This is a genomic window from Burkholderia sp. IMCC1007, assembly GCF_027257875.1.
GTDB lineage: Bacteria > Pseudomonadota > Gammaproteobacteria > Burkholderiales > Burkholderiaceae > Burkholderia.
Map to the genome: position 1 here is coordinate 1 of NZ_JAPVQY010000046.1, position 20,743 is coordinate 20,743.

Genomic DNA, 20,743 nt, shown 5'->3' on the forward strand with positions numbered 1-20,743 from the left:
CCCGCTGGGTGGCCGGCGGCCGCTGAGCGCGCCCGCGGTGCCTGCCCGCTCGCGCGGCCTCGGCGCGCGGGGGCGGTGGGGCGTGCGGGTGCGGGGCGTGTCAAATGGACCCGCGACGGCCCGCGGGCCGTCTTTTTTCGCCCCGTGCGGTGCAGGCCCGCCGGATGACGTCTTAAAATGGCGGTTTCAGGGCGCCGCGGCTCCCGTTTCATTCAGTGAGAGCGAAATGAGCACCAAAGTTTTTGTCGACGGCCAGGAAGGCACGACCGGCCTCAAGATCTTCGAATACCTGTCGGCACGCAACGACATCGAGATCCTGCGGATCGATGAAGCGAAGCGCAAGGACGTCGACGAGCGCCGCCGCCTGATCAATGCGTCGGACGTCACGTTCCTGTGCCTGCCCGACGTCGCGTCGCGCGAATCGGCATCGCTGGTCGAGAACCCGAACACGACGCTGATCGACGCGAGCACCGCGTTCCGTACCAATGCCGACTGGGCCTACGGCCTGCCGGAACTGACCCGCGCGCAGCGCGAGAAGATCCGCACGTCGAAGCGCATCGCGGTGCCGGGCTGCCATGCATCGGCCTTCGTGCTCGCGATGCGTCCGCTCGTCGACGCCGGCATCGTCGCGCCGACGTTCGCCGCGCACAGCTATTCGATCACCGGTTACAGCGGCGGCGGCAAGTCGATGATCGCCGAGTACGAAAACGCAGCGCCGGGCGGCAAGCTCGCGAGCCCGCGTCCGTATGCACTGGCGCTCGCGCACAAGCATCTGCCGGAAATGGCCGCGCACACGGGCCTCGCGCACGCGCCGATCTTCACGCCGATCGTCGGGCCGTTCCTGAAGGGCCTCGCCGTGACGACCTACTTCTCGCCCGAACAGCTCGCGAAGCGCGCGACGCCGCAGGACGTGCAGCGCGTGTTCGCCGAGTACTACGCGGACGAACCGTTCGTGCGCGTCGCGCCGTTCAACGCGGACGCGAATCTCGACAGCGGCTTCTTCGACGTACAGGCGAACAACGATACGAACCGCGTGGACCTGTTCGTGTTCGGCAACGAAGAACGCTTCGTCACGGTCGCGCGACTCGACAACCTCGGCAAGGGTGCGTCGGGCGCCGCGATCCAGTGCATGAACCTCAACATCGGCGCGGCCGAGGACAGCGGCCTGAAGCGCTGATCCTCCTTGCATGCGATGCAAAGCCGGCCGCTGGCCGGCTTTTTATTTACCGTGCCAGGCAATATATAAAGCCACACACTCGCGCATTTACAAATATTTACAAGCTTTCCATTGCGAGATTACCAGTGAATTAACTTCCCCTCCTTTTTATCCAGTCCAGCCCGAGTAGGGATAAACCGGATATCGTCAATTTAAACGCTGCCGTTATACGCGGGAAGGCCGTTCGAAAGCCTGCCGGGCGTGGCACGCTCCCCACGTCGACGACGTCCCGTCAGCCTCGTCGCGTTTTAATTCTTACTCCCGGCCCCATCCCGAAAGGAATTGAAACGCACAAGCCGTTTCAATCGTCTTTTTTAGACGAGTTCATCAATTGACAGCAAAAATCCATGCAGCGACATTAGCTCGCACAATTAAACGATTGGAGACAGCGGCATGTCGCACGCCTTATCGAAGGGGGTGGCAACGGCCTTTGCCATCGCCCCGTTCCTGATTGCCTGTGGTGGTGGCGACGGCGGCTCGCCCGCGCCGATCAATACGCCCCAATGTTCCGGATCAAGCTGCGGCACGCAAGGGCAGCCGCCGTCGCAGCCCGTCAACGGCGCGCTGTGTCCGGCCGACGCCGACATCGTGAAGAGCACGTACCTCGGCGGCGCCGGTAGCGGCGAGATCGTCAGCGTCAACATCGACGCGGTCGCGATGACCTACACGCTCAAGTGGCTCGAGTCGCCGATTCCGCTCGCGACCGGCACGGTCACGCCGAGCCGCGCCGGCACGACCATCACCGGCAAGGTCATCCATCCGCCGACCGGCACGCTGCCGACCGCAGAACAGACGCGCTGCGCATTCGTCCTCACGCCGGGTTCGGGCACAGCGCCGAACAGCTCGACCTATTCGACGGCCGCCGACTTCAACCCGGCGAACCCGCCGATGCTGCTGGTCGGCATGGGCGTCGCGGGCGGCGGCATTCCGGGGGCGACGGTTCAGTACGACGGGCTGACGATCCTTCCGGTCGTCGCGGAAAACGTCGGCAAGGTCCCGAACCGCCACTTCGATTTCTATCCGTTCCTCGGCTTCGCGAACACGACGACCGATCTCTCGAAGCTGCCGGGCACCTACAACGCGCTGATCTACCACCTCGTGCCGTCGGGCAACTACGCGACGAAGGGCATCAACTCGAGCGAGACGTTCGACGCGAACGGCGCATGCACGTCGACCTCCGGCAGTTGCCAGACCACCGGCAATCCGTGGACGGTGAACGCGACCGGCGGGTATCTCGACAGCACCCAAGCGCCACAGATCCTGCCGCAGACGTCGCTGCCGCTGATCGGTACGACCGGCAAGTCGGCGACCGCGCACATGGTGATCGGCCAGCTCAACGGCGCGACCGTGCCGGTGGTCGTGCGCACGGGCTTCGTGAACCTCGGCACGCCGCCGCTGCACGCCGACGCAAAGGTCGACGACGAATCGGGCATCGCAGTGCTCGGCGCGGCGACGGCGATCCGGTCGGGTGCGATCGACGGCGGCTACGCGGGCGCGGATTCGAACTTCAAGTACACGGCCGCGCTGATCCGCGGCAGCAACGCGTCGTTCATCAACCCGACCACGCAGGCCGAAGAAGACGGCTTCACGCTCGACTACGGCCAGACGACGGCGGGCCTGCTGAACGCAACGACCACGCCGCCGAGCGGCGCGAGCTACCCGTCCGCATCGGGCGTGGTGATCGCGACGGGCGGGCTGTATGCGGCGCTGATCCAGGGCACGGTGAACGGCGGCGTCACGCAGACATCGGCGAATTCGACCACGTCGTCGACACCGTACTTCGGCGTGGGCGCGCAGATCAGCAAGTAGCGAGCGGGGACGCGCCGGCGGCCGGCGCGCCGCCGCGTACCGCAGGGCAACGAAAACACGACGGCGTCCGGCACGACGCAGGCGCCTACAAGCAAACAGAAGCGGTCGACAGGGAGCTGACCGCCGTACAAGACAAATCTGGAGGAGCAACATGAAGCGCAACCTCGTTCTGGCGGCGGCCCTTGCCGCCCCCCTTCTTTCCGCATGCGGCGGCGGCGACAACAACCCGCCTCCGCTCGTCGAAGACCGGCTCTGCCCTGCGTCGCTCGACTACAGCACCGTATTCACGGGCGGCGCCGGTAGCGGCGAACTCGCGAAGGTGCAGCTCGACACGACCAAGATGACCTGGCAGGTGACCTATGTCGAATCGCCGGTGCCGCAAACGACCGGCACCGTCACGCCGACCCGCGCGGGCACCGTCGACAGCGGCACGCTCACGCAGGAAACGATGCTGCCGACCAACAAGCTGAACCAGTGCGCGTTCCGCCTGAACGGCGCGAGCCTCGACGCGTCGCGTCCGGCGCGCATCTTCGTCGGCTTCGGCGTCGCGGGCGGCACGATTCCGGGCAAGGAAATCCAGTTCAACGGCGTGCTCGGCCAGGCCGCGGTGCCCGACACGAAATTCCCGTACTACCCGTTCATCGGGTTCTCGTCGATCGAAACCGACATCACGAAGGTCGCGGGCACGTACAGCCATGTCGGGTTCGGCGAGGTGCCGTCGCAGAAGTTCGCGCCGGCGTCGATCGACGCGAAGGTGACGATCAACGCCGACGGCTCGTGGACCAAGTGCGACACGACCGGCCAGTTCGCCGGCGGCGCGTGCACGCAGCAGGGCACGAACTTCGTGCAGTCGGCCGACGGCAGCGGCGCGTTCCAGTCGAACCACTACGCGAGCCAGCTGAAGCCGACGCTGTCGGCCACGCCGCAGGGCAAGGGCTTCATGATCGTCGGCAAGCTGCGCAACCAGCTCGTGCCGATCCTCGTGCGCACCGGTGTCGCGAACCCGAACCCGACGCCCGACAGCAACGGCGTGCCGGGCCTCACCGCCGACGACGAATCGAGCATCTCGATCCTCGCGCCGCAGACGGCCATCGCAGCCGGCTCGCAGAACGGCGAGTACATCGGCGTCGACAGCCAGTTCGATTACCGGACCACCGCGCTGATCGACAAGCAGGCCACGCTGCTCGATCCGTTCCAGCCGTCGCAGGCTTCGCTCGCGACCGCGCTCGATCTGGACTACACGCAGAAGGTGCCGGGCACGGTCACGACGATCCACACCGGCTCGGGCAGCACGTCGCCGACCGGCAAGTTCATCTTCACCGGTGGCGTGTTCGGTTTCCTCGACAACGCGGGTTCGACGCCGTATTTCACGATCGGCGCGTTCGTCCAGTAAGCGGAGGCAAGCCGTGATGAAGAAGACCCTTCTCTGCGCGGCCGCCGGCGCCGCCGCACTGGCGCCGCTCGCGGCGCACGCGCAGAGCGCCGGCAGCAACGTCGTCACGCTGGGCTGGTTCCACGTGATGCCGCAGCAAAGCAGCACGCCGATGACGACCAACGTCGCGCCGACGCCGATCAACACGCCGCTGCGACTGCCGCCGTCGTTCACGTCGCCGGGCACCGGGCTGCGCACCAGCGGCGCGGATACCGTCGGCCTGACGGTCAGCCACTTCCTGACCGACCACATCGCGGTCACGTCGGTGGCCGGCGTGCCGCCGGTGTTCAAGGTGTCGGGCCAGGGGACGATCAAGCCGCCCGGCCCTGCCGGCGCGCTGGGCACGCAGAACATCGGGCTGGCCTCGGTCAACCCGATCGTGAAAAGCGTGCGGCAGTGGAGCCCGGCGGCGATCCTGCAGTACTACTTCGGGGCGGCGAACGCGAAATTCCGGCCGTTCCTCGGCCTCGGCGTGTCGTACAACTGGTTCAGCGACCTGCAGCTCAACACGAACTTCATCAAGCAGACGCAGGAGAACCTCGGCGCGATTCTCGCGGCGGGCGCGGGCAAGCCGGGCACGACCTCGGTGGAGGCAAAGGCGTCGTCGTCATGGCAGCCGGTGTTCAACGCGGGCCTGCAATACAACATGACCGAGCATTTCGGGCTGGTGGCGTCGGTGACGTACATCCCGCTGAAGACGACGTCGACGGTGACGATCAAGGCGGCCGACGGCACAACCCTCGCCGAATCGAAATCGGACCTGAAGGCGGACCCGATCATCAGCTACGTCGGGATGACGTACAAGTTCTGACGCCGGCGACGGAGGACCCGAGAAAGCACGGATGACCCGCGCCAAAAACGCGGGCAAAAAAAAGCCCGCCTAAGAGGCGGGCTGAATCCATATCAGAGGAGACATGGAGGAGACAGGTGTAACTATAGCGAATCGATTTCCGCATTGCAACATTTCCGTAGAGAAAATAAGGATTTTCCCTCGAATGGATGCTCTAGATCGCTAACTGACATCCGACCCCTTCATGTTTCCCGCTCCAGCACGTCCGCGAGCGCATCGCGCAGCAGCCCGACCGGCCGCGTCAGGCGGCCCGGCAACGCGGCGTGCACGAGCCACACGTTGATCCGCGTTTCCAGCCCCACCGTTTCCACCACCCGCAGCGCGTCGCGATGTGCGCTGCGCGCCAGCGCGTTCGGCGGCGCGATGCCGATGCCCACGCCGCGCGCGACGAGCGACAACTGCAGCTCCGAGCCGAACGCCTCGACCGCGACATCGAACGGCAGCCCGGCGGAACCGAGCGCGCGGCTCAGCGACGAGCGCATCCCGCAGCCGTCCTGGCTCAGCACCCACGGAAAACCCGACAGCACGTCGAGCGAGAGCGGACCGTCCGGCAGCGGAAAATCGCGCGCGGCGACGAGCACCGTCGGCCGCGTGCCGAGCAGGGTCGCCGTGAGCGTGTCGGGCAGCGTCGCGCTGGCCGGCACCATCACCGTCGCGACATCGAGCGCGCCGCGCTCGATGCCCTGCACGAGCGCCGGCGACCAGCCGGCCGTCACGCGCAACGTCAGCCGCGGAAATGCATCGCGCAGCCGGTCGATCGGCCGCTCGAGCGCGAGCTCGGACAGGAACGGCGGCACGCCGATGCGCAGTTCGCCGGACGGCTCGCTGTCCGGCGAGCCCGCGGCCATCAGTTCGTCGACGGCGCACAGCACGTTGCGCGCGAGCGCGTAGACGTCGCGCCCGGCGGCGGTCGGCTTCAGCGGCTTGCTCTGCCGCTCGAGCAGCGGCACGCCCAGCAGCGTTTCGAGGTTTTGCACGCGGCGGGTAAGGCCCGGCTGCGTCAGATGAAGCTTCGCAGCGGCGGCGACCATCGACCCGCTGTCGACCACCGCGACGAACGCCTGGAGATCACGCGTATTCAAAACAAACTCGCATAATCATGTTAGACATATTTCAATTGTCGCATAAACATCGGGCACCTACGATGGGGATTCTTTCGCTCCTCTTGCCACGCCTCCGATGAACTGCCCCGCCGATTCCCGCCCCGTTGCCATGCGCGCCGCGCGCGGCGCACCGCCCGCGCTGAGCACGGGCATGACCCTGTTCTTCGCCGCGACGGTCGGCGTGATCGTGATGGACCTGTTCGCCGCGCAACCGCTGACGGGCCCGATCAGTGCCGACCTGCACCTGCCGCCCGGCCTCACCGGCCTCGTCGCGATGCTGCCGCAGCTCGGCTACGCGGCCGGCCTCGTGCTGCTGGTGCCGCTCGTCGACCTCCGCGAAAACCGCCGGCTGATCGTCGCGACGCTCGTTGCGTGCGCGGCGGCGCTCGCGTTGCCCGCATTCACGCGCTCGGGCGCCGTGTTCCTCGCTGCGACGCTGATCGCGGGCGCCGCGTCGAGCGTGATCCAGATGCTGGTGCCGATGGCCGCGTCGATGGCGCCCGAAGCACAGCGCGGCCGTGCGGTCGGCAACGTGATGAGCGGGCTGATGCTCGGCATCCTGCTGTCGCGGCCGCTCGCGAGCCTGATCGCGGGCATCGCGGGCTGGCGTGCGTTCTATGCGCTGGCCGCGCTCGCGAATGTGGCGATCGCCGTCGTGCTGGCGCTGCGCTTGCCGGTGCGCCAGCCGGCGGTGACGGCCCGCTATCGCACGCTGCTCGCGTCGATGGGCCGGCTGCTCGCCGACGAGCCGGTGCTGCGCCGGCACGCGCTGTCGGCCGCGCTCGCGATGGCCGCGTTCAGCGCGTTCTGGACGGCCATCGGGCTGCGGCTCGCGCAGCCGCCGTTCGGCCTCGGCCTGCACGGCATCGCGCTGTTCGCGTTCGCCGGCGCGAGCGGCGCGATCGTCACGCCGCTCGCCGGCCGTGCGGGCGATCGCGGCCACGGTCCGGCCGCGCAGCGCGTCGCGCACGTGACGATGCTCGTGGCGCTCGCGGTGCTCGGCGTCGCGGGCGCCGGCTGGTTCGGCTTCGACCTGCACGCGCATCGCGGCGTCGCGCTGGCGCTGCTGGCCGGCGGCGCGGCGCTCCTCGATGCGGGCGTGATCGTCGACCAGACGATCGGCCGGCGCGCCATCAATCTGCTGAACCCGGCCGCGCGCGGGCGCCTGAACGGCTTGTTCGTCGGGCTGTTTTTCGTCGGCGGCGCGCTGGGCGCGGCGCTCGCGGGCAGCGCATGGGCGTGGGGCGGATGGAGCGCCGTGTGCGGCGTCGGCTTCGCGTTCGCCGGCGCGGCCGCCGGATTCGGCGTCGCGACCGGGCGCCGGGCCGGTGCTGCCACGTTGCCGCGCGCGTAGGCCAGGCCCGGATGTGCAAACGCCCCGCCCTCTGACGAGGCGCGGGGCGTTGCGCAGGCCGCGAGGCCCGAAATCAGTGACGAACGAGCGCCATCATCGCGCCGAAACCGACGAAGATGCCGCCCGTCAGCCGGTTGAAGATCTTCGCGACGCTCTGGCTCTTCAGCGTCGCGCCGATGCGCGTGCCGAACGACGCGTAGACGAGATACCAGCTCACCTCGATCACCGCGAACGTGACGACGAGGATGCCGAACTGCGGCAGCGTGGGCTCCGACGCGTTGATGAACTGCGGCAGCAGCGCGGCCGCGAACAGGATCGCCTTCGGGTTGCTGCCTGCGACCAGGAAGCCGTTGCGGAACAGCGCCACGCGCGATGCCGACGCGCCGGGCGACACCGCATCGACATCGGCGGCCGGCGTGTCGTCGACGCGCGCGCGCCACGCCTTGACGCCGAGATAGATCAGATAGGCGGCGCCCGCGAAGCGCAACGCATCGAACATCGCCGGCCATGCCTCGAGCACCGCCCCGAGCCCCGCCGCGGACACCGCGAGCATCAACACCAGCGCGCTCAGGCAACCCGCCATCGTCGACGACGAGCGGCGCAGCCCGTGCCGCGCGCCGTGCGTCATCACGAGCAGCATGTTCGGGCCCGGAATCGCCGACACGACGAACACCGTCGCCACGAAAAGCCACCACGTATGCAGGTTCATGACCGCCTCAGCCGAAAGAAAGACGAAACGTCGATTATGCCGTGAGCGCGGCGCTTCTGTCGCGCGCCGGCTCAGCGGCCCGCGCGGCGCAGCGCGACTTCGCCGAGCACCGCGAAGTCCTGTTCGCCGCCGCCGTGCGCGAGCGCATCGAGCAGGCTGTCGCGCACGACGCTCGCCACCGGCAGCGGCACCGACGCCGCGTCGCCGGCTTCCAGCGCGAGCCGCACGTCCTTCAGGCCCAGCCGGGCCTTGAAGCGCGCGGGTTCGTAGCTGCGCTCGGCGATCATCCCGCCGTAGCCCTGGTAGACCGGCCCCGGAAACACGCTGCTGGTGATCACGTCGAGGAAATCGCGCATCGCGACGCCGTGCGCGCCGAGCAGCGCGGACGCCTCGCCGAGCGTCTCGATCGCCGATGCGAGCGTGAAGTTCGCGGCGATCTTCGCGACGTTCGCGTGCTGCGGCAGCGAGCCGAACCGCCAGGTCTTCTGGCCGATCGCGTCGAACAGCGGCTGCACGCGGTCGATCGCCTCGGCCGGGCCGCCGGCCATGATCGTCAGGCGCGCGGCTGCCGCGACGTCCGGGCGCCCCATCACGGGTGCGGCCACGTAGTCGATGCCGCGCGACGCATGCGCGTGCGCGAGCGACTCGGCCAGCGCGACGGAGACCGTCGCCATGTTCACGTGGATCAGGCCGCGCGGCGCCTGCGCGAGCAGCGCGTCGTCGAACACGGCGCGCGCCGCCGCATCGTCGGCCAGCATCGAGAACACGGCGTCGCCGCGAAACGCGTCGGCCGGCGACGCGACGATCTGCGCGCCCAGCGCGGCGAGCGGCTCGGCGCGCTCGCGCGTCCGGTTCCAGACCCGCACGGTATGCCCCGCCTTCAGCAGGTTTGCCGCGATCGCCTGCCCCATTTCGCCCAGCCCGATAAATCCGAGATCCATTGCCCGCTCCTTCGATCCATGAAGCGAGGAGTTAAACACAGATGGCGGCGGCCTGCAGCGGCCGCGGCCGGCCGTGCGCGGTGCGATACTGGACCAATGGCGACCGCGACCTTCCGCTTCCACGGCGAACTCAACGCGTTTCTCGCGCGGGCGCAGCGCGAGCGCGCGTTCGCGCACGCGTTTGCGCGCGACGCGACGCTCAAGCATGCGATCGAGGCGCTCGGCGTCCCGCATACGGAAATCGGGCGGCTCTGCGTGAACGGCGCGCCGGCTGCGCTCGACCGGCCGCTCGGCGACGGCGAGCGCGTCGACGTCCATCCGGAGCGCGCGCGGCCGGCGGCCGGCGCTTCGGCCGCGCCGCAGCCGGACCGCTGGCGTTTCGTCGCCGACGCGCACCTCGGCGGCCTCGCGCAGTTGCTGCGCCTCGCCGGCTTCGACACCTGCTACGACAACCATTACCGCGACGACGAGCTCGTCGCGCTCGCCGCCCGCGAAGGCCGGATCGTGCTGACCCGCGACCGAGAGCTGCTGAAGCGCCGCGCGGTCGCGCGCGGCTGCTACCTGCACGCGCAGCTGCCGGACGCGCAGTTGCGCGAACTGTTCACGCGGCTCGACCTCGCGCCGCAGATGCGGCCGTTCCGGCTGTGCCTGCGCTGCAACGCGCCGCTACGCGCGCTCGATGCGGCGGACGCCGCGCCGCACGTGCCGCCCGGCGTCCGCCAGCGGCACCAGCGCTTCGTCGCGTGCGACGTGTGCCGGCGCGTGTTCTGGGAAGGATCGCACTGGCGGCGCATGCGCACGGTGGTCGACGCGATGCGGGCGCCGCCCGGCGAGCGGGATGCACCTCATCCACCTGACCCACCTGATGTACCCGATGTACCGCCTGCGGCGGACGCCTGAAAAAACAAAACCCCGCCTGCCGAAGCGTGCGGGGTTTCGCGACGGGTGGCCGGCCGTGCCGGCGCCGACGAAGCGTGCTTAGTTTGCTGCGCCTGCGTCGTTCGTGCCGGCTGCCGAAGCGGCCGCGGCCTTTGCCTTGCCCTTCGCCGAACCATGCTGCTTCAGCGCGTGCTTCGGCTTGCTGTGATCCTTCTTGACCGGTGCCGATGCAGCAGCCGACGTGTCGGCTGCCGGCGCGGACGCCTGTGCGAATGCCGAAACCGATGCGAGAGCGAATGCTGCGGTCATGATCGAAGCGAGCGTCTTCTTCATTGTTCTTCCTTTGGCGGAGAAAAAGTCAAACGTACCGGTAAAGATGCGAGGCATCCGCATCGGAACATCAGTCGCGCCGGGTTCCGGTCGCCGCCGGGCGGGTCGGCTCTCGCCTTTTCGCCTCGACAAATACTGACGCACTGGCTGCATAACGCACCGCCCGCGCGGCCAGTTGACACGCGCGTTGCAACCCTCGGGTTTCCCCGGGGGCGCAGGCTGCGGGCACCGTCCGAGGTGCCGCCGGCCGCCCGCGAATCGTCCGACAAACCGGCTCTCGCGCCGTTGCGGCGACGCTATACTGGCCATCTTCCGTTCCAACGGATCGCGGTCGGTCATCAGGCCGCCGCCGTCGCGAGGCGCCCAAATTGCCCGATCACAATCTGGACAAACTGAAAATCGACCGGCGTCCGATCGCGCCCGCGCCACGCCGGCGCAGGTGGGTCCGCTACGCGATCGCAGCCGCAATCCTCGTCGCCGCGATCATCGCCGCCCTGCTCGTCACCGGCCGGCCGACGGTCGACACGACGTCCGTCACGTCCGCCTATCCTTATCAGAACGACACGCAGCTCAATGCAACCGGCTACGTCGTGCCGCAACGCAAGGCCGCGGTGGCGTCGAAGGGACAGGGGCGCGTCGAATGGCTCGGCGTGCTCGAAGGCACGCGCGTGAAGAAGGACGAGATCATCGCGCGGCTCGAAAGCAACGACGTGCAAGCGTCGCTTGCCCAGGCACGCGCGCAGGTGCAGGTCTCCCGCGCGAACCTCGGCGTCGCGCAGGCCGAGCTGAAGGACGCCGAGATCGCGTTGCGCCGCACGTCCGCGCTCGCGCCGAAGGGCGCCGTGCCTGCCGCGCAGCTCGACACCGACACGGCGCGCGTGAACAAGGCGCGCGCGACGCTCGACAGCGACCAGGCCGCGATCGTGTCGGCGGAGGCGAACGCGCAGGCCGCGCAGGTCGCCGTCGACCAGACGGTGATCCGCGCGCCGTTCGACGGGATCGTGCTCGCGAAGCATGCGAACGTCGGCGACAACATCACGCCGTTCTCGTCCGCCTCGGACAGCAAGGGCGCGGTCGTGACGATCGCCGACATGGAAACGCTCGAGGTCGAGGCCGACGTCGCCGAATCGAACATCGCGAAGATCCGCGCGGAACAGCCGTGCGAGATCCAGCTCGACGCGCTGCCCGACATGCGCTTCGCGGGCCGCGTGTCGCGCATCGTGCCGACCGTCGACCGCTCGAAGGCGACCGTGCTCGTGAAGGTGCGTTTCGTCGACCGCGACGAGCGCGTGCTGCCCGACATGAGCGCGAAGATCGCGTTCCTGTCGAAGCCGGCGACGCCGCAGGACCGGCAACCGGTGACGGCCGTGCAGGCGAGCGCGGTGGTCGAACGCGACGGCCGGCCGGTCGTGTTCGTCGTGAAGGACGACACCGTGCACGCGACGACGGTGACGACCGGCACGCGGATCGGCGAGCTGGTCGCGATTCGCGGCGTGAAGCCCGGCGACACGGTCGTGCTCGCGCCGGGCGCGAAGCTGAAGGACGGCGCGAAAGTGGCCGTCGCGAAGAAATAGCGTGGCGCGCGTGAATGACACATCGCCGCCCCTCGTCGAGATCAGCCACGTCGCGAAGTCGTACCGGCGCGGCAACCAGGTCGTGCCGGTGCTGACCGACATCACGCTCGACATCGGCGAAGGCGACTTCGTCGCGCTGATGGGCCCGTCGGGCTCCGGCAAGAGCACGCTGCTCAATCTCGTCGCCGGCATCGACCGGCCCGACAGCGGCGAGCTGCGCGTGGGCGGCCTCGACATCTCGCGGCTCGAGGAAGCGCAACTGGCCGAATGGCGTGCCGCGAACGTCGGCTTCATCTTCCAGTTCTACAACCTGATGCCGGTGCTGACCGCGTTCGAGAACGTCGAGCTGCCGCTGATGCTCACGCACCTGTCGCGCCGCGAACGGCGCGAGCGCGTCGAGCTGGTGCTCGACATGGTGAACCTCGGCGACCGCACGAGCCACTACCCGTCCGAGCTGTCGGGCGGACAGCAGCAGCGCGTCGCGATCGCGCGCGCATTGATCACCGATCCGGTGCTGATCGTCGCCGACGAGCCGACCGGCGACCTCGACCGCGCCTCGGCCACCGACGTGCTCGCGATGCTGCAGCGGATGAACGCCGAGCTCGGCAAGACGATCATCATGGTGACGCACGACGCGCACGCGGCCGGCGCCGCGCGCTCGCTCGTCCATCTGGAAAAAGGGGAGTTGATCGATGGGCACGCCGTCTGACCGACGGGAGCGCGCGCGATGTACGTGCTGAAGCTGATCGCGCGCAACGCGCTGCGGCACCGGCTGCGCACGCTGCTGACCGTGCTCGGGCTCACCATCGCGGTGCTGGCGTTCGGGCTGCTGCATACGGTGATCGACGCGTGGTACGCGGGGGCGGCCGCTGCATCGAGCGGGCGGCTCGTCACGCGCAACGCGATCTCGCTCGTGTTCCCGCTGCCGGTGAGCTACGAGAACCGGATTCGCGGCGTGGACGGCGTGACGACGGTGGTGCGCTCGAACTGGTTCGGCGGCGTGTATCGCGATCCGAAGAACTTCTTCGCGAGCTTCGCCGTGTCGGAAAACTATCTCGATCTTTACCCTGAATTCATTCTCCCGGCGCAGCAGCGCGCGGACTACGACCGCGACCGCCGCGGTTGCCTCGTCGGCCGCCAGCTCGCGACGCAGTTCGGCTTCAAGGTCGGCGACGTGATTCCGCTGCAGGGGACGATCTACCCCGGCACGTGGGACTTCGTCGTGCGCGGGATCCTCGACGGCCGCGACGATTCGACGATCACGCGCCAGCTGGTGTTCCACTGGGATTACCTGAACGAGACGGTGCGCAAGCGCACGCCGAAGCAGGCCGACCAGGTCGGCGTGTTCGTGGTCGGCGTCGCGCACCCGGACGACGGCGCGACCATTGCGCGCAACGTCGATGCCATCTTCAAGAACTCGCTCGCCGAAACGCTGACCGAGACCGAGCAGGCGTTCCAGCTCGGTTTCGTCGCGATGTCGAACCAGATCATCGCGGCGATCCGGCTCGTTTCGTACGTGGTGATCCTGATCATCATGGCCGTGATGGCGAACGCGATGGCGATGAGCGCGCGCGAGCGCACGGCCGAATACGCGACGCTGAAGGCGCTCGGCTTCGGCCCCGGCTTTCTCGCGCTGATCGTGTTCGGCGAATCGGTCGTGATCGCAGTGGCCGGCGGCGCGCTCGGCATCCTCGCGACGCCGCCCGCCGCGAGCCTGTTCAAGCACGCGGCCGGCGGCATCTTCCCGGTGTTCAAGGTGTCGACCGAGACGGTCGTGCTGCAGGCCGCATGCTCGGTCGCGGTCGGCTTCGCGGCCGCGCTCGTGCCGGCGTGGCAGGCCGCGCGCGTGCGCGTGGTCGAAGGCCTGCGGGCGATCGGATAGAGGCGCGCATGGCGATTCCGCTCACCTACATCGCGCGCAACCTGTGGACCCGGCGGCTCACCACCGCGCTCACCGCCGGCGGGATGGCGCTCGTGATCTTCGTGTTCGCGACGGTGCAGATGCTCGATGCAGGGCTCACGCAGACGCTCGTGTCGACCGGCGAACCGGACAACGCGGTGGTGATCCGCAAGGGCGCCGAGACCGAGATCCAGAGTTCGATCGACCATCAGCAGGCGAACGCGCTCGAGATGCACCCGGCCGTCGCGCTCGGCCCCGACGGCCGGCCGCTCGTGTCGAAGGAAGCCGTCGTGCTGATTTCGCTCGTGAAGACGTCGACCGGCAAGCCGTCGAACGTCGTGATCCGCGGCGTGTCGCCGGCCGGCCTCGCGCTGCGGCCGCACGTGAAGCTCATCGTCGGCCGCATGTTCGCGCCGGGCTCGTCGGAGATCATCGTCGGCAGCGCGATCGCGAAAGGCTTCAGCGGCACGCAGCTCGGCGACAGCCTGCATTTCGCGCAGCGCGACTGGACGATCGTCGGCGTGTTCGACGCGGGCGGTAGCGGCTTCGATTCGGAGATCTGGGGCGACGTCGATCAGCTGATGCAGTCGTTCCGGCGCACCAGCTATTCGTCGATGGTGCTGCGCGTCCCCAGCGCCGACGGCTTCGCGCGCTTCAAGGCCGACATCGACGTCGACCCGCGCCTGACCGACGAGGCGAAGCGCGAGCAGACCTTCTACGGCGACCAGTCGAAGGCGCTGTCGACCTTCATCAACATCCTCGGCATCACGCTGTCGACGATCTTCTCGATCGCCGCGATGATCGGCGCGATGATCACGATGTACGCATCCGTCGCGAACCGCACCGCCGAGATCGGCACGCTGCGCGCGCTCGGCTTCAAGCGCATGAACGTGCTCGCCGCGTTTCTGCTCGAAGCGCTGCTGCTCGGCTTCGTCGGCGGCGTCGCGGGGCTCGCGTGCGCATCGCTGATGGGGTTCGCGTCGTTCTCGACGACCAACTTCCAGACCTTCTCCGACCTGTCGTTCCGCTTCGTGCTGACGCCCGCGATCGTCGTGAAGACGCTGCTGTTCTCGCTGGTGATGGGGCTCGTCGGCGGGTTCCTGCCCGCGATGCGCGCCGCGCGGCTGAACATCGTCGACGCGCTGCGCGCGCAGTGACGCGCGCAGCCGCTCACGTTCAACGTTCGCGCGGCACCCACGCGCCGTGGAACCCGGCCGGCACGCGGCGCGGCAGGTGCACGGTCGCGACCGGCCCCGCGTCGATCGCGCGCGCGTCGAGGATCACGACGTCGCTCGTATCCGTCGCCGCGCGGTAGACCACCACGAGCAGCCAGCCGTCGTCCTCGTCGGTGCCGCCCGGACGCGGCACGAACACCGGCTCGCTGTTCTGGTCGCCGGCCGGCACCGCGTAGTGCATCGTCGTGCCGCGCACGTGGTCGAAGCGCATCACGCCGCGCATTTCCGCGTTGTTCGGTTGCTCGACCGCATACAGATAGCGGTAGCGGCGCCCGGTCCGGCTTTCGTTGATGCGCGGCAGCTCGATGCCGCCGTCGGCGAGCGGCCCTTCGTCGATCAGCCCGTTCGCGGTGTCGATCACGTAGCGCCACAGCTCGCCGACCGGGTTGTCCGCAAAGCGGCCCGTGCGCGCGTCGAGCCGCAGGAACGACGGATAGCGCACCGCGTCGAGCACGATGCACGACGCGTCGCAGTCGTATGCGTTCACGACGTGCATGATGAAGCACGGCTCGACGCCGAACCAGCGCACGTCGCCGCCGTGGCGCGGGATCACGCCGATCCGCGCGGCGCGGTCGTCGTGCCAGCGCAGCGGCATCCGGTGGCCCTGCTTCAGCAGCGAGAAGTCGTAGCCGACGTTCAGGTCGAGCAGCAGGCTGCGGGTTTCGGTGATCGCGAGGTCGTGCATCATCGACGGCGCGCTCAGGTCGATCGCGATGTCGACACGCTGCACGCCCTGCGCGTCCGCGACACCGTAGCGCAGCCACGGCGCGCGCCAGTCCGCGCGGGACATGATCAGCTCGCCCGTCACCGGATCGACCTTCGGATGCGCGGTCATCCCGCCGCCGAAGCCCGCATGCCGCGCAGGCACGCCGAGCGAATCGAGCGCGGCGGTGATCGCGAACGGCGCGCCGCCCTCCGACAGCGCGAGCAACTCGCCCGCGTGCTGCAGCACGCTCACGCTCGGATTCGTGTCGGGCAGAAGCGGCACCTGGGCGGGCGCATGCACGGCGGCCCAGCGTTGCGTGCGCGGCCAGCGGTTCCGATAGCCGGTCGCACGGCCGTTTTCGAACGCGATCGCGTGCAGCATCGCGGCCTCCGGCCACCACGACAGCATGTCGTTGCCTTCGAAGCGGCCGCCCGGCGGGTTCGGGCCGTTGCGCAGCAGCGTGCCGTCGAGTTCGCGCGGGATCGTGCCGGTCACCCGCAGGTCGACGAGGTCGACTTCGTCGGCGACCGGCGCGAGCGCGCCGCCGTTCAGGTCGAATACGGTCATCGCGTCGCGTGCTCCATCAGCAGTCGTCGGCCGACGGCGGCAGATCGCCGCGCGCGAGGGCGAGCGCATGGTCGCGCACGTCGTCGGGCCAGCCGGCGATCAGCTCGGCCAGCCGTGCCGGATCGTTCGCATACAGCGCCCGCGCGGCTTCCTCGAAACCGGGCAAATCGCCCGCGATCGCCGACATGAAGTGGTACGCGCGCGCCTGCGCGTCGCGGCGCCGGTCTGCCGCCGCGTGCGTGCGCCGTGCGTCCTCGACGAGCTTGCGCAGCGCGACCGACGCGCCGCCCGGCTGCGCGGCGAGCCATTCCCAATGACGCGGCAAGAGCGTGACCTCGCGCGACACCACGCCGAGCTTCGGGCGGCCGCGACCGCGTTGTTCGGCCGAGCCCGAGCCCGCGCCCGCGCCTACCGGCTCGCCGGCGCCGCCCGACGCGTCGGCCGAAGGCGCCGCATAGCGCGCGCGAATGTCGTCAGCCGTGCCGCGCAGGTCGAGGTCGATCGAGCGGCCGGTCGCGTCGTCGAAGATCAGAATCGTGCCGGGCGTCGCGTCGCCGGCCGCCTGCCGGACCGCGAGCGCGACCGTCGCAAGCGGCCCCGACGCGAGCCGCCGGTGGCCGTCGAAGGCCGTGTACGAAGGAAGAAGCGTGGAAGAAGTCATCGTGGTCGCCCGCAGGCTGGAATCGGAATGACGCTATTTTTATCCGGGTATTAATTGGATGTCAATATTATCCGGGTAAAAACATTGCCGTCATCGAATTCCATCCTGCGGTTGCGACCATGGTGGCCGATCAGATCACCCGCGCCGGCGCCACGATCCCGCGCGCGCTGGCCAGCGCGTCGTCGAGCGATACATGCCCTTCGAACGCCGACGACGCCGGCGGCGGCAGGTTTTCCTCGATCGCGTGCGCGAACTGCACGCCGGCATCGTCGGCGAGCCGCGCGCGCAGCGCGGCGACGCGCGGGAACGCATCGCGCTCGAACACCGCGTGATAGTCGGCCCAGCGCGCGATTCCCGTGAAGTACGCGTCGGCCAGCGTGCGTCGCGCGCCCAGCAGCCACGGGCCTTCGCCGCGCTCGAGCAGCGCTTCGAGCTGCCGGTGCGCCTTCAGCACCTTGCCGCGGCCATATGCGTGCAGCGCCGCCTTCTCGGCGCCTTCGGTGTCGTGTTCGTACACGTACCAGAGCGCACCGAACGCGTTGAAGAACGTCGTGTTCAGCCACGCCAGCATCCGGTTCAGCCGGTCGAAATCCGCACTGCCCTGGCGAAACGCGAGGCCGCTATCGAGCGCCTGCGCGCCGATATGGCCGAGGATCGCGATGCTTTCGGTCAGCACGTCGCCGTTCGCGGTGACGAACGCCGGCGTCTCGGCGACGGGGTTCAGTGCGAGGAACGCGTCGCTCGTCACGGCGCCCGGCATCGTGATGCGCGACAGCCGGTACGGGCGGCCGGTCCATTCGAGCGCGACGATCGAGCCGAACGAGCAACCGGCGGGAATACCGTAGAGAAGGATCGGAGACATCGGGGAATTCCGAGGAAGTTGAACGAGCAGTCATGCTCCCATGGCGAACGATGGCGCAGTAGCCGCTAAAATCGAAACCCGTCGTTTCCCCATATGGACGCTGGAAGTGAATCTGAACGACCTCTACCTGTTCGTGCAGGCCGTCGACGCCGGCAGCATGTCGGCGGCCGCGCGCCGGCTCGACATGCCGAAATCGACGGTCAGCAAGCGCGTGGCCGAACTCGAGCGCACGCTCGGCGCGCGGCTCGTGCATCGCACGTCGCGCAGCTTCCGGCTCACGCCGGTCGGCGCCGAATTCTTCGAGCATGCGCGCGCCGCCGTGATCGAGGCCGACAGCGCGCGCGACGCGGTGCTGCGGCAGGCCGCCGAGCCGGCCGGCGTCGTGCGGATCACGAGCTCGGTGCCGGTCGCGCAGCACATCCTCGCGCCATGCCTGCCGGCGCTCGCGATCGCACATCCGAAACTGCTGCTGCAGATCCATGCGAGCGACCGCCTCGTCGACATCGCGCAGGAAGGCTTCGACATCGCGGTGCGCAGCCATTTCGCGCCGCTGCCCGATTCCGCGCTCGTGCAACGGCCGCTCGCGGCGTCGCCGATCGTCGTCGTGACCGCGCCGGCCTATCTCGCGCGGGCCGGCACGCCCGGCACGCCGGCCGATCTCGCGCATCACGACGGGCTCCACCCGGGCGCGCAGCCATGGCGGCTGCAGCGCGACGGCGACGGCGACGCCGTCGACGTGACGCCGCGCCTGCGGCTGCAGGCCGACGAATCGACGCTGCTGTTGCAGGCGGCGACGGCCGGCCTCGGCCTCGCGTGCCTGCCCGACTGGATCGCCGCCGCCGCGCTCGCATCCGGCGCGCTCGTGCGCGTGCTGCCCGGCTGGCGCGCCGGCACCGTCACGACGACGCTGCTGATGCCGCATCGGCGCGGCCAGTTGCCCGGCGTGCGCGCCGCCGTCGAGTTTCTCGCGCAGCACGTGGCGCGCCATCACGGCAGCGGCGCGGACGACGCACGCGCATGACCGCCACCTCGCTCGATCAATTCAAATACTGAATCGATCAAGTCAGCAATTGGCATGAAAGCGCAAATGTCGACATGACAGAATGGCCCGGACGCCCTGCCTGCCCCGCGTCCGGTGCCCGGCCTCCCGCCGGCGGCATCCATACACATCATGCGCGCGCCCACCGCGCCTGCCGCACGACGGCACCTTCCGCCCTTCGGAGGAGACAGTCATGAATCCGCTTCAAGCGCTGCCGACGTCCGCATCGGCAACGGCCCGGCGCACGCGCGTGCGCTGGCTCGTGCTGGCCGTGCTGTTCGCGGTCACGACCATCAACTACGCGGATCGCGCGGCGATCGCGATCGCGGGCCCCGCCCTCGCCCGTTCGATGCACCTGAGCCACGTGCAGATGGGCTTCATCTTCTCGGCGTTCGGCTGGTCGTACGTGGTCGCGCAACTGCCGGGCGGCTGGCTGCTCGACCGCTTCGGGTCGCGCATCGTCTATGCGTTCAGCATCTTCTTCTGGTCGCTGTTCACGCTGCTGCAGGGCGGGATCGGCTTCTTCGGCGGCGCGACCGCATTCGCGCTGCTGTTCGGGCTGCGCTTCCTGGTCGGCGCGGCCGAGGCGCCGTCGTTCCCGGCCAACAGCCGGATCGTGTCCACCTGGTTCCCGGCGTCCGAGCGCGGCACCGCGTCGGCGATCTTCAATGCCGCGCAGTATGCGGCGACCGTCGTGTTCGCGCCGCTGATGGGCTGGCTCGTGCACGCGTTCGGCTGGCAGTCGGTGTTCGCGGTGATGGGCGTGCTCGGCTTCGCGTTCGTGCTCGTGTGGAACCGCACGATATACGACCCGAAGGTGCATCCGCGCATCAACCGCGCGGAGTTCGACTACCTCGCCGACGGCGGTGCGCTCGTCAATATCGACCAGGCGACCGGCACGCGCGACAGCGGCCCGTCGATGCGGCACGTGAAGGCGCTGCTGAAGAACCGGATGCTGGTCGGCGTGTACGTCGCGCAGTACTGCATCAACGCGCTCACCTACTTCTTCATCACGTGGTTTCCCGTCTATCTCGTGCAGGCGCGCGGGATGTCGATCCTCAACGCGGGGCTCGTCGCGTCGATCCCGGCCGTGTGCGGATTCCTCGGCGGAATTCTCGGCGGCATCGTGTCCGATGCGCTGCTCAAGCAGGGCCGGTCGCTGTCGGTCGCGCGCAAGGTGCCGATCGTGATCGGCATGCTGCTGTCGATGTCGATGATCGTCTGCAACTACACCGATTCGCACGTGCTCGTCGTGCTGTTCATGGCGCTGTCGTTCTTCGGCAAGGGGCTCGGCGCGCTCGGCTGGGCCGTCAACGCCGATACCGCGCCGCGCCAGATCGCCGGGCTGAGCGGTGCGCTGCTCAACACCTGCGGCAACCTTTCCAGCATCACGACGCCGATCGCGATCGGCTATATCGTCGACCGCAGCGGCTCGTTCAACGGCGCGCTCGTCTACGTCGTCGCGCACGCGCTCGTCGCCGTGATCTGCTACCTGTTCGTCGTCGGCGAGATCCGCCGCGTCGAGCTGCAATGAACGGCGCGGGCCGCGCCCATGCGTCCGCCGGGCCCGCGCATT

The 20,743-nt window shown here is 69.0% G+C and carries 19 protein-coding genes; 12 read left to right on the forward strand and 7 right to left on the reverse strand.

Annotated elements, in window-relative coordinates; genetic code table 11:
- Positions 1 to 226 precede the first annotated feature (226 nt).
- The 4 genes from argC to O1Q03_RS29390 all read left to right on the forward strand — a co-directional run bounded on the left by argC (position 227) and on the right by O1Q03_RS29390 (position 5,268).
- Positions 227 to 1,177, forward strand: a complete 951-nt coding sequence (argC, locus tag O1Q03_RS29375) for an N-acetyl-gamma-glutamyl-phosphate reductase (RefSeq protein WP_269507554.1) — start codon at positions 227 to 229, stop codon at positions 1,175 to 1,177.
- Positions 1,178 to 1,609: 432 nt separating this feature from the next.
- The gene (locus O1Q03_RS29380) at positions 1,610 to 3,025 is read left to right on the forward strand and encodes a DUF2957 domain-containing protein (RefSeq protein ID WP_269507555.1); all 1,416 of its coding nucleotides are present in this window, start codon (positions 1,610 to 1,612) and stop codon (positions 3,023 to 3,025) included.
- A 151-nt stretch (positions 3,026 to 3,176) separates the two neighbouring features.
- Complete coding sequence (locus O1Q03_RS29385) at positions 3,177 to 4,418, forward strand: DUF2957 domain-containing protein (RefSeq protein ID WP_269507556.1); 1,242 nt, start codon at positions 3,177 to 3,179, stop codon at positions 4,416 to 4,418.
- Positions 4,419 to 4,434: 16 nt separating this feature from the next.
- Positions 4,435 to 5,268 carry an OmpW/AlkL family protein gene (locus O1Q03_RS29390; RefSeq protein ID WP_269507557.1) on the forward strand — a complete coding sequence of 278 codons (834 nt, stop codon included), beginning with the start codon at positions 4,435 to 4,437 and terminating at the stop codon, positions 5,266 to 5,268.
- A gap of 221 nt (positions 5,269 to 5,489) precedes the next feature.
- Here O1Q03_RS29390 and O1Q03_RS29395 read toward each other — a convergent pair whose 3' ends face one another.
- On the reverse strand, positions 5,490 to 6,389 hold the full coding sequence (locus O1Q03_RS29395; RefSeq protein ID WP_269507558.1) for a LysR family transcriptional regulator: 900 nt from the start codon (positions 6,387 to 6,389) through the stop codon (positions 5,490 to 5,492).
- A gap of 97 nt (positions 6,390 to 6,486) precedes the next feature.
- Between O1Q03_RS29395 and O1Q03_RS29400 the strand changes: the two genes are divergently transcribed.
- Positions 6,487 to 7,764: an MFS transporter gene (locus tag O1Q03_RS29400; protein WP_269507559.1), complete on the forward strand. Its 1,278-nt coding sequence runs from the start codon at positions 6,487 to 6,489 to the stop codon at positions 7,762 to 7,764.
- Positions 7,765 to 7,837: 73 nt separating this feature from the next.
- On the opposite strand, the gene O1Q03_RS29405 is transcribed toward O1Q03_RS29400, so the two are convergent.
- Together O1Q03_RS29405 and O1Q03_RS29410 are read right to left on the reverse strand one after the other, a co-directional pair.
- Positions 7,838 to 8,473, reverse strand: a complete 636-nt coding sequence (locus O1Q03_RS29405; RefSeq protein ID WP_269507560.1) for a LysE family translocator — start codon at positions 8,471 to 8,473, stop codon at positions 7,838 to 7,840.
- Positions 8,474 to 8,544: 71 nt separating this feature from the next.
- Positions 8,545 to 9,621: an NAD(P)-dependent oxidoreductase gene (locus O1Q03_RS29410; protein ID WP_269507561.1), complete on the reverse strand. Its 1,077-nt coding sequence runs from the start codon at positions 9,619 to 9,621 to the stop codon at positions 8,545 to 8,547.
- Here O1Q03_RS29410 and O1Q03_RS29415 point away from each other — a divergent pair.
- Positions 9,511 to 10,314, forward strand: coding sequence for a Mut7-C RNAse domain-containing protein (locus O1Q03_RS29415; RefSeq protein ID WP_269507562.1), 804 nt, complete (start codon positions 9,511 to 9,513; stop codon positions 10,312 to 10,314). The genes O1Q03_RS29410 and O1Q03_RS29415 overlap by 111 nt on opposite strands.
- Before the next feature lie 78 nt (positions 10,315 to 10,392).
- Here O1Q03_RS29415 and O1Q03_RS29420 read toward each other — a convergent pair whose 3' ends face one another.
- Complete coding sequence (locus O1Q03_RS29420) at positions 10,393 to 10,626, reverse strand: hypothetical protein (protein ID WP_269507563.1); 234 nt, start codon at positions 10,624 to 10,626, stop codon at positions 10,393 to 10,395.
- A 365-nt stretch (positions 10,627 to 10,991) separates the two neighbouring features.
- Here O1Q03_RS29420 and O1Q03_RS29425 point away from each other — a divergent pair, with 365 nt between their 5' ends.
- Genes O1Q03_RS29425 through O1Q03_RS29440 form a run of 4 tightly spaced genes read left to right on the forward strand, consistent with a single transcriptional unit; the run spans position 10,992 to position 15,254 of the window.
- The gene (locus O1Q03_RS29425) at positions 10,992 to 12,197 is read left to right on the forward strand and encodes an efflux RND transporter periplasmic adaptor subunit (RefSeq protein ID WP_269507564.1); all 1,206 of its coding nucleotides are present in this window, start codon (positions 10,992 to 10,994) and stop codon (positions 12,195 to 12,197) included.
- 10 nt (positions 12,198 to 12,207) lie between these two features.
- A complete protein-coding gene (locus O1Q03_RS29430; protein WP_269507565.1) occupies positions 12,208 to 12,906 on the forward strand; it encodes an ABC transporter ATP-binding protein in 699 nt (232 codons plus the stop codon).
- 18 nt (positions 12,907 to 12,924) lie between these two features.
- Positions 12,925 to 14,079, forward strand: coding sequence for an ABC transporter permease (locus O1Q03_RS29435; RefSeq protein WP_269507566.1), 1,155 nt, complete (start codon positions 12,925 to 12,927; stop codon positions 14,077 to 14,079).
- A gap of 8 nt (positions 14,080 to 14,087) precedes the next feature.
- The gene (locus tag O1Q03_RS29440; protein ID WP_269507567.1) at positions 14,088 to 15,254 is read left to right on the forward strand and encodes an ABC transporter permease; all 1,167 of its coding nucleotides are present in this window, start codon (positions 14,088 to 14,090) and stop codon (positions 15,252 to 15,254) included.
- A 19-nt stretch (positions 15,255 to 15,273) separates the two neighbouring features.
- Here O1Q03_RS29440 and O1Q03_RS29445 read toward each other — a convergent pair whose 3' ends face one another.
- The 3 genes from O1Q03_RS29445 to O1Q03_RS29455 all read right to left on the reverse strand — a co-directional run bounded on the left by O1Q03_RS29445 (position 15,274) and on the right by O1Q03_RS29455 (position 18,128).
- Complete coding sequence (locus O1Q03_RS29445; RefSeq protein ID WP_269507568.1) at positions 15,274 to 16,605, reverse strand: carotenoid oxygenase family protein; 1,332 nt, start codon at positions 16,603 to 16,605, stop codon at positions 15,274 to 15,276.
- A 16-nt stretch (positions 16,606 to 16,621) separates the two neighbouring features.
- Positions 16,622 to 17,266, reverse strand: coding sequence for a DUF2239 family protein (locus O1Q03_RS29450; RefSeq protein ID WP_269507569.1), 645 nt, complete (start codon positions 17,264 to 17,266; stop codon positions 16,622 to 16,624).
- A 130-nt stretch (positions 17,267 to 17,396) separates the two neighbouring features.
- Positions 17,397 to 18,128 (reverse strand): glutathione S-transferase family protein, encoded by a 732-nt coding sequence (locus O1Q03_RS29455; protein ID WP_269507570.1) that lies wholly within the window; start codon positions 18,126 to 18,128, stop codon positions 17,397 to 17,399.
- 40 nt (positions 18,129 to 18,168) lie between these two features.
- Here O1Q03_RS29455 and O1Q03_RS29460 point away from each other — a divergent pair, with 40 nt between their 5' ends.
- Together O1Q03_RS29460 and O1Q03_RS29465 are read left to right on the forward strand one after the other, a co-directional pair.
- The gene (locus O1Q03_RS29460; protein WP_269507571.1) at positions 18,169 to 19,149 is read left to right on the forward strand and encodes a LysR substrate-binding domain-containing protein; all 981 of its coding nucleotides are present in this window, start codon (positions 18,169 to 18,171) and stop codon (positions 19,147 to 19,149) included.
- A 211-nt stretch (positions 19,150 to 19,360) separates the two neighbouring features.
- Entirely contained in the window at positions 19,361 to 20,701 is a 1,341-nt protein-coding gene (locus O1Q03_RS29465) for an MFS transporter (protein WP_269507572.1), read from the forward strand.
- Positions 20,702 to 20,743: the final 42 nt, after the last annotated feature.